The organism is Peptostreptococcus anaerobius VPI 4330 = DSM 2949, from assembly GCF_000381525.1.
GTDB classification, from domain to species: Bacteria; Bacillota; Clostridia; order Peptostreptococcales; family Peptostreptococcaceae; genus Peptostreptococcus; species Peptostreptococcus anaerobius.
The window spans coordinates 21,356-34,550 of record NZ_KB906626.1; the positions used below are offsets into that span (position 1 = coordinate 21,356).

Sequence of the window (13,195 nt, forward strand, 5' to 3'; positions counted from 1 at the left end):
GCATAATCCAGAAAAGGGAGGTATGTAGATGGCAGGAGCTGGTATGAAGGCAATAAAGACTCGTATAGCTAGTGTAAACTCTACTAAGCAGATAACAAATGCCATGCACCTAGTGGCATCTTCTAAGCTGAGAAAGGCTAAGAAGGCTGCAGAGGACAGTAGTGAGTACTTCAATACCCTTTATGAAACTATAGTAGATATATCTATTAATACAAAGGGTGTAAGAAGTGAGTTTTTAGTGTCAAAAGAATTGAAGAAAAGATGTCATATAGTCATTGCTGGTGATAGGGGTCTAGCAGGTGGATACAACTCAAATGCCTTTAAAGAGGCTGAAAAGTACATGGGAAGAGTAGAAGACTGTGTGATACCTATAGGCAAGAAGGCTTGTGACTATTTTGCAAAGAGAAATATAGAAATAATAGATAAGATAGACCTAGTGGAAGAGTATTCATATGAAGACGTAAAGAGGATAGCTGATGAAGTGATGAAGAGATTTATCGACGGTGAAATCAGTGAAGTCTTGCTTACTTACACTCAGTTTATATCTGCACTTACACAGGAGGCCAAGACTATAAAGTTGTTACCTCTAGTGTTTGACGAGCCGTTACAGTACGGTGGTGAAAGATATAGGGAAGAGCAGGAAGAACAAGACCCTAACATATATATCAGTGAAGAAATCCTAAAGGAAAGACAAGAACAAAGACGTAAAGAACAAGAAGAGGCTCAAGAATTGGCCAATAGGATCAAGGAAAGATCTAAAAATTCAAGGTCTAGGGTAAAATATCTACCATCACCACAGGCAGTGCTAGAATTTTTGATACCTACATATGTATCAGGAACTATCAACGGTGGTATAGTAGAGTCATATGCATCAGAACAGGGAGCGAGAAGAACAGCTATGGAATCTGCTACAGACAATGCAAATGACATGATCCAAAAACTAGAACTTAGCTACAATAGGGTTAGACAGGGCGCTATCACTCAGGAAATAACTGAGATCAGTGCCGGTGTTGAAGCCCTAAAGTAAGGAGGATAAAATGGCAAATGTAGGAAAGATAGTACAGGTACTAGGTGCCGTACTGGACGTTAGATTTGAAGATTCAAAAAACCTACCAAATCTACTAAATGCATTGAAAATAGAATTAAATGGCAAGACTATAGTAGCTGAAGTAGCCCAGCACGTAGGAAATGACACAGTAAGGTGTATAGCCATGAGTGCTACAGATGGACTAGTGAGGGGTATGGATGTCATAGACACAGGAGCTCCTATATCAGTACCAGTAGGAACTGGAACACTAGGAAGAGTATTTAACGTATTGGGTGAGGCTATCGACCAGAAAGATGCTCCAACAGATGTAGAAGTATCTCCAATCCACAAGCCAGCACCAAAATACGATGAACTAGAGACAAAGGCTGAGATCCTAGAGACAGGTATCAAGGTCGTTGACCTACTTGCCCCTTACCTAAAGGGTGGTAAGATCGGTCTATTCGGTGGTGCCGGAGTTGGTAAGACAGTCCTAATCCAGGAGTTAATCAACAACATCGCCAAGCAGCATGGTGGTATCTCAGTATTCTCAGGAGTTGGAGAGAGAACTAGAGAAGGTAACGACCTATATGGTGAAATGACTGAGTCAGGAGTTATCAAGAAAACAGCCATGGTATTTGGACAGATGAATGAGCCACCAGGAGCAAGAATGAGAGTTGCCCTAACAGGACTTACAATGGCAGAGTACTTCAGAGACCAGGCTGGTCAGGACGTGCTACTGTTCATAGACAATATATTCAGATTTACACAGGCGGGTTCAGAGGTGTCTGCCCTACTAGGACGTATGCCATCAGCAGTTGGTTACCAGCCAACACTAGCAACAGAGATGGGTGCCCTACAGGAGAGAATCACATCAACTAAGAAGGGGTCAATCACATCAGTACAGGCAGTATATGTGCCAGCCGATGACCTTACTGACCCAGCGCCTGCTACTACATTCTCGCATCTTGATGCCAAGACAGTTCTATCAAGACAGATATCGTCTCTAGGTATCTATCCAGCGGTTGACCCACTAGAATCTACATCTAGAGTCCTTGACCCTAATATAGTTGGTCAGGAACACTATGAAGTAGCCAGAGGTGTTCAGTCAATCCTACAGAGATACAAGGAACTACAGGATATCATAGCAATCCTTGGTATGGATGAACTATCTGAAGAAGATAAGGTAACAGTTGCTCGTGCTAGAAAGATACAGAGATTCCTATCACAGCCATTTACAGTTGGTGAACAGTTTACAGGTATACCAGGTGTGTATGTGCCAGTTAAAGAATCAATCAGAGGTTTCAAGGAAATCCTTGAAGGAAAGCACGACGATCTTCCAGAATCTGCCTTCTTATTCGTAGGTACGATTGAAGATGCTGTTAGAAAGGCGAAAGGAAGTGTCGACTAATGTTTAAGCTAAAAGTAGTCACTCCTAACAATATATTTTTTGAAGAAGAAGCAGAAATGCTGATTGTCAGAACTACAGTTGGAGATAGGGCTGTCCTAAATGGGCATGTACCTATAGTTGCTGGAGTCAAGTCAGGCAAGCTAAGAATAAAACAAGGTGGACAATTTAGAGAGGGCGAGATTGGGAATGGTTTCTTGACAGTGGATTCAGAAACTAACACAGTCTTGATTACAGAGAGGGCATCTTGGAAAAAATAGCAAATAAAGAGGTATAATATGAAGATAAGACACCTTATAGCGATTTTATTTTTTGTAGTCCTAATAGTAGCTGGTTCAATCTATGCTAATAGCAAGGACAGGGCAGAGGGTGTAAAGCTTGAGGATACATATCCTGAAAATGTGTTGGATGCCTACTACAAGAAATTGAGCACTAGAGATGGTGGTAGTGTAGACGAAGTATTGATGCCGCCGAGTAAGTATAAGACATGGATCCTATATGATAGGTTGAATAGCAAGAAAGCTAGGCTTACGGGAAAGATGTTTAAAAACCTGAAAGACATGAAGATTAAGTCTATAGAAAAGATCAAAGTTAAGGAAGATCTTGTTGAATTTCCTAGAAAGAATAACAAGGTAGATGTATTTTCACCAGAGGATACTTGTATATTTAAGGTGAAATACAATATAGAGTACTTTAGGACAGATGATAAGACTGCTATGTATAGTGAGTTTTACAATAAGACCTATAAGGATACCAAGAGGAACAAGCAAACTGATCAGGTAGAGAAGGTATGGCTTGTCAAGATCGATGACGGTTCTTGGAAGATTGCAAAGTTTGCACAAAAAAATTCTATATAAACCAAAAATAGTGGTGAGGTGGCTAGTTACTAGTTACCCACCATTTTTTATGGATATGAAAAGTGTAAATGATACTTTCAAGGATTTACTAGAATTTACTTTGCGAATTAACAACAAGAAAAATAATGGCAATAGCTATGCCATTGTATTGTTAAAAGCAGTCAACTATGTTATAATATTAAATTGATAATTTGTGTAGAAAATAGAGAAAAGATGGTCGAAAGAAACCATCTCAGTTATAGAAAGGCGGATATAAATGCTTGATAAATTGATGGTACTTGAAGACAAGTACAAGGAACTGAGCGAGAAGGTTGCAGACCCTGAGATAATCAGTGACCAGCCAACATGGCAGAAGCTGATGAAGGAAAATTCAGAGCTTGAACCAATAGTAATGAAGTACAGAGAATATAGAAAAGTAAATGAAACAATAGCAGAATCAAAGCAGATACTAGAAGAAGAGAGTGACGAGGACCTAAGAGAGCTAGCAAAGATGGAGCTATCCGAAGCAGAGTCTCAGATAGCAGAGATAGAGGATGAGCTAAAGCTACTTCTTGTACCAAAGGACCCTAACGATGAAAAGAACGTAATCGTTGAAATAAGAGGTGGTGCAGGTGGAGACGAGGCTGCCCTATTTGCTGGAGACCTATTTAGAATGTACTCTAGGTATGCAGAAAGAAAAGGATGGAAGACTTCTCTAATGTCATCAAATGAAACAGGTGTTGGTGGCTACAAGGAAGTATCATTCCTTATAAAGGGTAAGGGAGCTTACTCAAGACTAAAGTATGAATCAGGAGTTCATAGAGTCCAGAGAATACCTACTACAGAATCAGGTGGTAGAATACATACATCTACAGCAACTGTTGCAGTTCTTCCAGAGGTAGATGACGTTGAAGTACAGATCAACCCAGAAGACCTAAGATTTGACGTATTCAGGGCATCAGGAAATGGTGGCCAGTGTGTCAATACTACAGACTCAGCTGTTAGACTTACACATATACCTACAGGCGAAGTAGTGTCTTGCCAGGATGAAAAGTCCCAGCTAAAGAACAAGGAAAAAGCCCTAAAGGTACTTAAGGCTAGACTATACGACAGGGCCCTAGCAGACCAGCAAAAGGAAATATCTGCTGAAAGAAAGAGCCAGGTTGGTACAGGAGATAGGTCAGAGAGAATCAGAACATACAACTTCCCACAGGGTAGGGTATCTGATCACAGAATCAACCTTACATTATACAAGCTAGACTCATTTATAGATGGTGACATAGACGAAATGATAGATGGATTGATTACTGTAGACCAGGCAGAGAAAATGTCTAGTATATAAGCTGATATTGGGAGGCTCATCATGGTAGAAACAAGAATAAAGAGAATAGATCCCAAAGATATAGACCAAGATATAATTGAAGAATTTGCCAAGATGCTAGCAGAGGGAAAGACAGTAATATTTCCCACTGAAACAGTATACGGTCTAGGAGCCAACGCCCTAGATGAAAAGGCAGCACAAAAGATATATGAAGCCAAGGGAAGACCTAGTGACAATCCCTTGTTGGTACACGTTTGCGATAAAGAAGATGTGTATGACCTAGTTGAATATGTGGATGACAAGGCTAAGATATTGATCGATAAATTTTGGCCGGGTCCCCTAACTATAGTATTCAAGAAAAAACCTATAATACCAGATAGGACTAGCGGAGGCCTAGACACAGTTGCCATAAGGATGCCATCTGATGAGATAGCAAGAAGGCTCATCAGGTCAGCAGGAGTGCCTATAGCAGCCCCGTCAGCCAATATATCAGGTAGACCGTCACCTACGAGACCAGACCATATCATAAGGGATATGACAGGGCGTGTGGATGGTATTTTGGCAGGAGACCCTTGCACATATGGGGTTGAGTCAACAATAGTAGACCTGTCAGGAGATTATCCAGTAGTCCTAAGACCGGGCTCAGTTACCCTAGAGATGATAGCAGGAGTACTTGGGGATGCCAGACTAGATCCGTCAATCCTCAATAAGGATGACAATATCAAGGCCAAGGCACCAGGCATGAAATATACCCACTACTCACCTAGGGCAGAGGTATATATAGTGGACCTAAAGGGTGATGAATTTGTAGACAAGATTAAAGAACTTGTTGGCAAAAATGCCGATATGGGCAAGAAGACAGGCCTTATGTGTATGGATGTAGATATGGATAGGTTTGATGGAGTGGATATAGAAATATTCTCACTTGGACAAACAGAAGAGATAGCAGCCAAGAGACTATTTGATGGACTAATAGACCTAGATAAGAGGGGAGTAGACGTCATTCACTCAGTTGCTTTTGAAGAAAAAAATGTAGGAGTAGCCATTATGAACAGGCTCAAGAAGTCTGCAGGCTATAGAATCATAAAATAAATATTACTTGGAGGTATGCAAATGAAAATAGCATTAGCTTGTGATCATGGCGGAGTAAATTTAAAAGAAGCCATCAAAAAACACCTTATAGAATTGGGACACGAAGTAGTTGACTTTGGAGTTAACTCATCAGAATCAGTGGACTATCCAGATTATGCCCTAAAGGCAGCGACATCAGTAGCCAACAAGGAGACTGAATGTGGAATATTGGTTTGTGGAACAGGAATAGGAATAGGAATAGCTGCAAACAAGGTAAGAGGTATTAGATGTGCAACAGTAGGAGATACATTCTCAGCTAGAATGACAAAGGCCCATAACAATGCCAACATGATAGCACTTGGCGAGAGGGTTACTGGATTAGGCCTAGGACTAGATATAGTAGATGCATACCTAAATTCAGAATTTGAAGGTGGAAGACACCAGACAAGAATAGATAAGATGATGGATATAGAAAAGAACCATCTGTAAGCTATAGTTAATATAAATATATTTATAAAATTTCAGGAGGATAACATGAACAAAGTAATAATTACAGACCATCCATTAATCCAGCACAAGTTGACACTTATGAGAATGGAAGAAACAGGATCAAAGGATTTTAGGGAGCTATTAACAGAAATAACAATGTTGATGGGATACGAAGTGACTAAGGACCTACCACTAGGTGAAATAGAAATTAAGACTCCTGTACAGAAGACAACAGCTAAGGTTCTTAAGGGTAAGAAGCTAGCTATAGTACCAATCCTAAGAGCAGGAATCGGTATGGTAGACGGATTTGTAAACCTAATACCAGCAGCTAAGGTTGGACATATAGGACTATACAGAGACCCAGTTACTTGCGAACCTGTAGAATATTACTGTAAGTTACCAGAAGATATAGGCGATAGAGAAATATTCCTAGTAGACCCAATGCTAGCAACAGGTGGATCAGCTACAGCAGCAATCCAGTTACTAAAGGAAAAGGGAGCAAATAATATCAGAATGATAAACCTTGTAGCAGCTCCAGAAGGTATAGAAGCAGTACACGCTGCATACCCAGAAGTGGACATATACGTTGCAGCAGTAGATGAAAAGCTAGACGACCACAAGTACATAGTACCAGGTCTTGGTGATGCTGGAGACAGATTATTCGGAACTAAATAAGTAAGTATTATGCAACAGGAGATGGACTTAGATCTATCCTGTTGCATTATTTTATATAAGGAGGGAAATCATGGAATATATAATTAATGCATGTTCAGGTATAAAAATTGATGTTAAGAAAGGTCAGTCAATTTTCATAAATATACGTGTAAAACTTGTAAATCATTAACAAGTTTGTGCAAAAAAACCTTAAAAATATGGTATAATAATTGTTATGTAAGATAAAAACAACGAAAAAAATATCAAAAGAGAAAAAAATAGTTCGTAAGCTTGAAAGGGAAGATTACTATACAAAAGTATGCCACAAGCCAGATTCGAACTCGCTAAGATAAGAAGGGAGACAATATGAAACACGAAATAGTTCTTGTAATAGACTTTGGTGGCCAGTACAACCAGCTGATAGCTAGAAGAGTCAGAGAAAATAATGTATACTGTGAAATACTTCCATATACATGTGGGATTGAAAAGATAAAGGAAAAGAATCCTAAGGGTATAATATTCACAGGAGGGCCAAACAGTGCCTACCTTGAAGATTCTCCAAAGATCTCAGAGGAAATATTTGAACTTGGAGTGCCAATCCTAGGTATATGCTACGGAGACCAGCTGATGGCTCACCTATTAGGCGGAAAAGTTGAAAAGGGTGACAACATGACTAGAGAATATGGTAAGACTATCATAGACTACGGTCAGTCAACAATATTTGAAGGTGTAGATACAAATCAGGTATGGATGAGTCATACAGACTATATATCTCAGGCTCCAGAAGGTTTTGAAGTAGTTGCAACTACAAAGAACTGCCCAGTAGCAGCTATGCAGAACGTTGCCAAGAAGCTATACGGAGTACAGTTCCATCCAGAAGTTGAACATTCACTAGATGGAGACAAGATCCTAAAGAACTTCTTATACAATGTGTGTGAAGTATCAGGAGACTGGACTACTAGCTCATTTATAGATGATAAGGTAGCAGAAATAAAGGCAATGGTTGGAGACAAGAAGGCCCTTTGTGCCCTATCAGGAGGAGTAGACTCATCAGTAGCTGCTGCCCTAATGCACAAGGCAATAGGCAAGAACCTTACATGCGTATTCGTTGACCACGGTCTACTAAGAAAGAACGAGGGAGACGACGTAGAGAGAATATTTAGAAAAAAATTCGGCATGAACCTTGTAAGAGTAAATGCAGAAGATAGGTTCTTAGGAAAGCTTGCTGGTGTTACTGAACCAGAAGCAAAGAGAAAAATAATCGGTGAAGAATTCATCAGAGTATTTGAAGAAGAATCTCACAAGCTAGGAAAGATGGACTTTTTAGTACAGGGAACAATCTATCCAGACGTTATAGAGAGTGGACTAGGTGATTCAGCAACTATCAAGTCTCACCACAACGTTGGAGGACTACCTGAAGATGTAGACTTCCAGGAAATAATAGAACCATTAAGAGAGCTATTCAAGGACGAAGTAAGAAAGATCGGTCTTGAACTTGGTATAGAAGAGAACCTAATATTTAGACACCCATTCCCAGGACCAGGACTAGGTATCAGGGTAATCGGTGAAGTAACAAAGGAAAAGTGCGATATCCTTAGAGAAGCAGACGCTGTATACATGGACGAGCTAAGAAAGTCCGACCTATACAAGGAAATATGGCAGGCATTCGCTACACTACCAGACGTTAAGACAGTTGGCGTAATGGGCGATGAGAGAACATATGCTTATCTAGTAGGTATCAGAGCTGTTGCATCAAGCGACGGTATGACTTCAGACTGGTACAAGATACCTTATGAAGTGCTTGAGAGAATAAGTAACAGGATAATCAATGAAGTTGAAGGAGTTAACAGGGTTGTTTATGACATCACTAGTAAGCCTCCTGGAACTATCGAATGGGAGTAGTATAATAAATCGGTGTACCTCTTGTATCGCAAGGGGTACACCTTTTAAAATTATATCAAGGGAGTTAAAAAGGAGTTGTTTTATTTTAAGGCACTTAGCTTGTCGACAGCTTCAAGATGAATACACCATTTCATATTGGACAAAATTCAATAATATGATAATATAGTTTTATAATCACAATATTAAAACAGGAGGATTGATGTATGTTGTTCAAAATCAAATTGTGGTTTTTTAATAATAAAAATTTTTTAAGGATGTCAAGATTTATAATTTTAACAGTATCGCTTCTTTTAGTTACTTGGATTTTTGATCATCAATATATTGCAATTAAATCTTATATTCCCAAACAACTATTGCTATCGGTTGAAGTGTCGGTAAATTTCCTTTCTAATATATCTGGAATATTTTTGACTATAAGTATTTTTTGTTTTACAACTATTGTCACTGTACTTAATAAATATAGCAGTAGCATATCACCTAGATTGCTTCAGAGTTTCATAGATAGGACAGGAGTCCTTGGTTTATATGGTATATTTGTAAGTGGTTTTTTCTATTCAGTAATTAGTATCCTACTATTGCAAGACTTTGGCCCAGACCAACACGTTGTAGCTGGAAGTTTTGGAATAGCCTATGCCATAATTGCAATGCTTAGTTTTATAGCTTTCTCAAGACGGGTTCTTGATAATATAAAAATATCAAATATTATTGAATATATATTTAGTGACTGCGAAAAACTTATTGATAAAGAGGTAGAACAAAGAGAAAAAGCTGAGCATTATGAAAAAGGCGACGAATCTACAAAGTTATCAATTGTAGCTGAGAATTCTGGTTATTTATTTGAAATAAAAGCAGATGAGATCTTTAAAGAGCTTAATGGCATAAAAGCAGAACTTACTATAAACAAGAGGATTGGTGAGTACACGATCAAAGGAGAAAGCATAGGAGAATTAAATATATTTCAATGTGAGTTAGATGATAATGATAAAAACGAATTAAAAGAAAAATTAAGTCCATTGTTTTTAATAAATGCTTACAATAATAGAGAAGAAGATTATCACCGTGGAATTGTAAGCTTAACTGAAATTGCGAATATGGCCCTAAGCCCTGGCATAAATGATCCAAATACTGCAATAATGTGTATAAATAAAATGTCATCATTACTTGGGAAACTATTATCTACAGACAATCATTTTATAATCCTGAAAGAGGATGAAGATGTAAAAATAATTTATCAAAGTTATTCTGTGGAGGATGAACTATATCTTGGTTTCAGCCAGATAATTTCTTATTCAGCAGGTGATCCCTTGGTTACAAAAGCGATTTTACAAGGAATTTATATCATATACACAATGGCAGATATAGGTGCTAAAAAAAGCATAAAAAAATTTTTTGATGATAGCTATGAAATTTTAATAGAAAATTTTGCTCACGAAATTCATTTGGAAACTTTTAAAAGAATAAGAAACAATATGGAAGAGCAAATAAGCTTATAGGAAAATATATTTCTTTAATCTTGAGATAGGGGGTACACTTGGGCGTGGGTTACCCTATCTCTTTCTTTAATTATATTAGACTATCGATAGTACAATATGTGAATATTATTTACAAATTTTCTAATTCTTTTTTTCTTATTTCTATCAAGCTTTCTAGCTCTTCAATGTCATCTAGAGTAGCATGCTTTTTGATGAAATTTCTTCCTGTAGATCTGTTCCTTAAGTATCTGGCATGCTCTCTATTTTTTCTTGCCACTCTTGAGAGTTTGTAAGTATGGATGTTTTGTATCGTATAGGAACAAAACTTGATGCAGATTTTGGAGAGATGGTTTCGATTATTAGAGAGTCTAATGACGAATAACAAACTTGAGGTGACAAATTGTAACCTCAAAATAGATAAAAATTAACCTAGCAGGTTTAGGATAAAAATGGAGATATCTATGGCAGAAGGTAAAAACATTGTCGTTGTTCAAAATAGAGATATTCAAAATATGATTTATTCTGTTAGAGGAAAGCATGTTATGCTAGATAGTGATCTTGCAGAATTATATAAGGTTACGACAGGGCGTTTGAATGAACAAGTAAAAAGAAATCTAAATAGGTTTCCATCTCAGTTTATGTTTCAGTTAACAGATGATGAATATAAGTCTTTGATATCGCAAAATGCTATATCAAGGATAAAATGCACGCTAGCAAACTGGACTGGACTTGCATTTAAAATCCCAAGATCCCATTTAGATAGTTGTAGAGATTGGCAGGACTCAAAGGCAATTCCTAAAGCAATAAAAGAGATTAGAGAAAATTGTATAAAACATAATGAAATAGTTGACGGGAGGAGGTCGCTATGAAAAAATTATTCGATTATGATTTCGGACAAGACAAAGATTTAGACTATCCCTTTATGGATAGAGAAATAGCTTATAGGGTAATCAGAAACAGACTCTACAAGTTTGACTACTATGTTGAATACGAAAAAATAATAAATAATGCTATGGACACAGAAATAGAAGAAATAAATATAGCTCCTATAGAATTAGCGGACCAGTTGTTTGAAGCAACCACTACAAAGAAGATGCCAATGGCGATTTTTCTATTTGTGGAAAAATGCTTTAAAGATTTTTACTACCAGGCTCACGACACGAGTTATTCATATAAAATTGCTAGATTATACTATGATGAAATATATGGAAATGTAGACTACAAAAAAGCATTCAAGTATTTTAAAAAGGCGGACAAGGATAATATTGGATATGCTATATTAAAGTTGGGCGAATGTTATCTATTGGGTAGGGGCACTGAAAAGAACTACAGAAAAGCTTACCAATGTTTTGCAGCATATACAATACTTGTTCCATCACCAGAAGCAACGATGTATTTGGGTGATATGTATAGACACGGATATTATGTAGATAAGGACATTGCACTTTCTAATGAGTTTTATATTAAGGCTGAGAAGATGGCTAAAGAGGAGTTTAGTACGAGACACAGGCACTATTTAGGTGACTTATTTTATAGGCTAGGCAATGCATATTATAAAATGGCAGAAAGTGAACCAGATATGTATCTAAGAGCTTATGATTATTACAACTCTGCACTTTTAGAATACAACAAGAACAAAATCCATTGTGTTAGAGGGGCTGATGATGGGATTAATCGTGTTGTCAAGGCTCGTAGGAAAATAATAAAGAAGTTGAAGGAATTTTATAAGTACAAAAATGCCAACGAGAATGATTACAAGCCATTTTTCAACTTAGATATTTTGGGGGAAGAGTTTTAATAAAATATAAATTATATACGATTAGCTATATTTACGGATCAGATCAAAGGTGTTTATAACATAGTAGAGGAAATAATAATATGATAGACTTAATACAGAATAAAATAAAAGAGATAGAACAAGAAGAGAATGTAGAAGTAATACTTGCAGTAGAATCAGGTAGCAGGGCTTGGGGCTTTGAATCAGTAGATAGTGATTATGATGTTAGATTTATTTATATTAGGAAAAAAGAAGACTATCTAAAGTTGAATCCACCTAGAGATGTAATAGAATGGCAGCTTGATGAGGTACTTGACATTAATGGGTGGGACTTGAGTAAGACCTTAAAATTATTATATAAATCAAATCCTACAGTGTTTGAGTGGTTATCTTCACCTGTTATTTATAAAAAAACTAAAAAAGCGGAGAGATTAAAAGAGCTAAGCCTTGATTATTTATATCCTAAAAAATTGATTTACCACTATTTACACATGGCTACATCGAATTATAGGGAATATCTAAAGAAAGATAGCGTAAGAATAAAAAAGTATTTCTATGTTCTAAGACCATTACTTGCTGCTAATTGGATAATAGAAAAGAAAACACAGCCACCGATGATGTTTATTGAACTAGTTGAAGAAATGTTACCAGAATCACTGGTTCCTATAGTAGATCATTTACTTGAATTAAAATCATCTTTGCCAGAAATGGGTGAGGCAAAAAGAATTGATGAACTTAATGAGTATATAGTAGAGCAAATAGATAGGATTAAAGAAGAAGTTAACATGATGGAAAATAGTGTGAATTACTGGGAACCATTGAATAATTTATTTATAGAAATGATATAAAAGAAAAGGATGTAAATAACGACAAGGAATTTATTTTTTGTCGTTATTTGTGGGTATGACGGGCATGCCGTCAGTCTGTGGTGAAAGTCCACGTAGGGCGTAGTTGCCGACGAACCTCATAGCAACTTGCAAGGTTATCACCGTGAGGTGATGGCGAGAAGAAGCAATAGCAAAATCGTAGCCTGACGTACAGAAACCTAATATAAAGGCTTACATAAAGGATGAGTGGGCCCAAAGTCACGAAGTCCAAAAGGCAAACGTAACTTATGTAAGTAAATTAGGCAGGTAGACGAGGAAAGACTGACGACTTATCCCGTGAGGTCTCACAGAGGGAAAACCTAGTAACAACGAACTGTGAGAAGTCAGCAGAAGCCATAGTAGTGGAGAAGGTTC

At 37.4% G+C, this 13,195-nt stretch carries 13 protein-coding genes; all 13 read left to right on the forward strand.

All coding sequences use genetic code 11. The features are described 5' to 3' along the window. Nucleotides 1-28: 28 nt before the first annotated feature. The 13 genes from atpG (at nt 29) to F823_RS0107075 (ending at nt 12,802) form a co-directional block, all read left to right on the forward strand. A complete protein-coding gene (atpG, locus tag F823_RS0107000) occupies nt 29-1,027 on the forward strand; it encodes an ATP synthase F1 subunit gamma (protein WP_002845163.1) in 999 nt (332 codons plus the stop codon). A 10-nt stretch (nt 1,028-1,037) separates the two neighbouring features. Beyond that, on the forward strand, nt 1,038-2,435 hold the full coding sequence (atpD, locus tag F823_RS0107005) for a F0F1 ATP synthase subunit beta (protein WP_004167111.1): 1,398 nt from the start codon (nt 1,038-1,040) through the stop codon (nt 2,433-2,435). Then, nucleotides 2,435-2,692: a FoF1 ATP synthase subunit delta/epsilon gene (locus tag F823_RS0107010; RefSeq protein ID WP_002845160.1), complete on the forward strand. Its 258-nt coding sequence runs from the start codon at nt 2,435-2,437 to the stop codon at nt 2,690-2,692. Before atpD ends, F823_RS0107010 begins: the two co-directional genes overlap by 1 nt. Nucleotides 2,693-2,710: 18 nt before the next feature. Further along, on the forward strand, nt 2,711-3,289 hold the full coding sequence (locus F823_RS0107015) for a hypothetical protein (protein ID WP_002845157.1): 579 nt from the start codon (nt 2,711-2,713) through the stop codon (nt 3,287-3,289). A 256-nt stretch (nt 3,290-3,545) separates the two neighbouring features. Then, the gene (gene prfA / locus F823_RS0107025) at nt 3,546-4,610 is read left to right on the forward strand and encodes a peptide chain release factor 1 (protein WP_002845154.1); all 1,065 of its coding nucleotides are present in this window, start codon (nt 3,546-3,548) and stop codon (nt 4,608-4,610) included. Nucleotides 4,611-4,631: 21 nt separating this feature from the next. Beyond that, entirely contained in the window at nt 4,632-5,681 is a 1,050-nt protein-coding gene (locus tag F823_RS0107030; protein WP_002845153.1) for an L-threonylcarbamoyladenylate synthase, read from the forward strand. Nucleotides 5,682-5,702: 21 nt separating this feature from the next. Continuing rightward, nucleotides 5,703-6,149, forward strand: coding sequence for a ribose 5-phosphate isomerase B (gene rpiB / locus F823_RS0107035; protein ID WP_019595527.1), 447 nt, complete (start codon nt 5,703-5,705; stop codon nt 6,147-6,149). Between the two features lie 45 nt (nt 6,150-6,194). After that, nucleotides 6,195-6,824 (forward strand): uracil phosphoribosyltransferase, encoded by a 630-nt coding sequence (gene upp, locus F823_RS0107040; protein ID WP_002845151.1) that lies wholly within the window; start codon nt 6,195-6,197, stop codon nt 6,822-6,824. Nucleotides 6,825-7,169: 345 nt separating this feature from the next. Continuing rightward, nucleotides 7,170-8,705 carry a glutamine-hydrolyzing GMP synthase gene (gene guaA, locus F823_RS0107050; protein ID WP_019595529.1) on the forward strand — a complete coding sequence of 512 codons (1,536 nt, stop codon included), beginning with the start codon at nt 7,170-7,172 and terminating at the stop codon, nt 8,703-8,705. Nucleotides 8,706-8,908: 203 nt separating this feature from the next. Then, nucleotides 8,909-10,198: a DUF2254 domain-containing protein gene (locus tag F823_RS0107055; RefSeq protein WP_002845148.1), complete on the forward strand. Its 1,290-nt coding sequence runs from the start codon at nt 8,909-8,911 to the stop codon at nt 10,196-10,198. Nucleotides 10,199-10,638: 440 nt separating this feature from the next. Continuing rightward, a complete protein-coding gene (locus tag F823_RS0107065) occupies nt 10,639-11,046 on the forward strand; it encodes an ORF6N domain-containing protein (RefSeq protein ID WP_019595530.1) in 408 nt (135 codons plus the stop codon). Next, nucleotides 11,043-11,975: an SEL1-like repeat protein gene (locus F823_RS0107070; RefSeq protein WP_002845144.1), complete on the forward strand. Its 933-nt coding sequence runs from the start codon at nt 11,043-11,045 to the stop codon at nt 11,973-11,975. Before F823_RS0107065 ends, F823_RS0107070 begins: the two co-directional genes overlap by 4 nt. Nucleotides 11,976-12,055: 80 nt before the next feature. Then, the gene (locus F823_RS0107075) at nt 12,056-12,802 is read left to right on the forward strand and encodes a nucleotidyltransferase domain-containing protein (RefSeq protein ID WP_002845143.1); all 747 of its coding nucleotides are present in this window, start codon (nt 12,056-12,058) and stop codon (nt 12,800-12,802) included. The last annotated feature ends 393 nt before the right edge of the window (nt 12,803-13,195 follow it).

Bases quoted from the DNA above. Each gene is read 5' to 3' on its own strand.
- F823_RS0107055 (WP_002845148.1), top strand. From the start codon at position 8,909: ATGTTGTTCAAAATCAAATTGTGGTTTTTTAATAATAAAAATTTTTTA.
- F823_RS0107070 (WP_002845144.1), top strand. From the start codon at position 11,043: ATGAAAAAATTATTCGATTATGATTTCGGACAAGACAAAGATTTAGAC.
- F823_RS0107030 (WP_002845153.1), top strand. From the start codon at position 4,632: ATGGTAGAAACAAGAATAAAGAGAATAGATCCCAAAGATATAGACCAA.
- rpiB (WP_019595527.1), top strand. From the start codon at position 5,703: ATGAAAATAGCATTAGCTTGTGATCATGGCGGAGTAAATTTAAAAGAA.
- F823_RS0107010 (WP_002845160.1), top strand. From the start codon at position 2,435: ATGTTTAAGCTAAAAGTAGTCACTCCTAACAATATATTTTTTGAAGAA.
- guaA (WP_019595529.1), top strand. From the start codon at position 7,170: ATGAAACACGAAATAGTTCTTGTAATAGACTTTGGTGGCCAGTACAAC.
- prfA (WP_002845154.1), top strand. From the start codon at position 3,546: ATGCTTGATAAATTGATGGTACTTGAAGACAAGTACAAGGAACTGAGC.
- F823_RS0107075 (WP_002845143.1), top strand. From the start codon at position 12,056: ATGATAGACTTAATACAGAATAAAATAAAAGAGATAGAACAAGAAGAG.
- F823_RS0107065 (WP_019595530.1), top strand. From the start codon at position 10,639: ATGGCAGAAGGTAAAAACATTGTCGTTGTTCAAAATAGAGATATTCAA.
- atpG (WP_002845163.1), top strand. From the start codon at position 29: ATGGCAGGAGCTGGTATGAAGGCAATAAAGACTCGTATAGCTAGTGTA.
- atpD (WP_004167111.1), top strand. From the start codon at position 1,038: ATGGCAAATGTAGGAAAGATAGTACAGGTACTAGGTGCCGTACTGGAC.
- upp (WP_002845151.1), top strand. From the start codon at position 6,195: ATGAACAAAGTAATAATTACAGACCATCCATTAATCCAGCACAAGTTG.
- F823_RS0107015 (WP_002845157.1), top strand. From the start codon at position 2,711: ATGAAGATAAGACACCTTATAGCGATTTTATTTTTTGTAGTCCTAATA.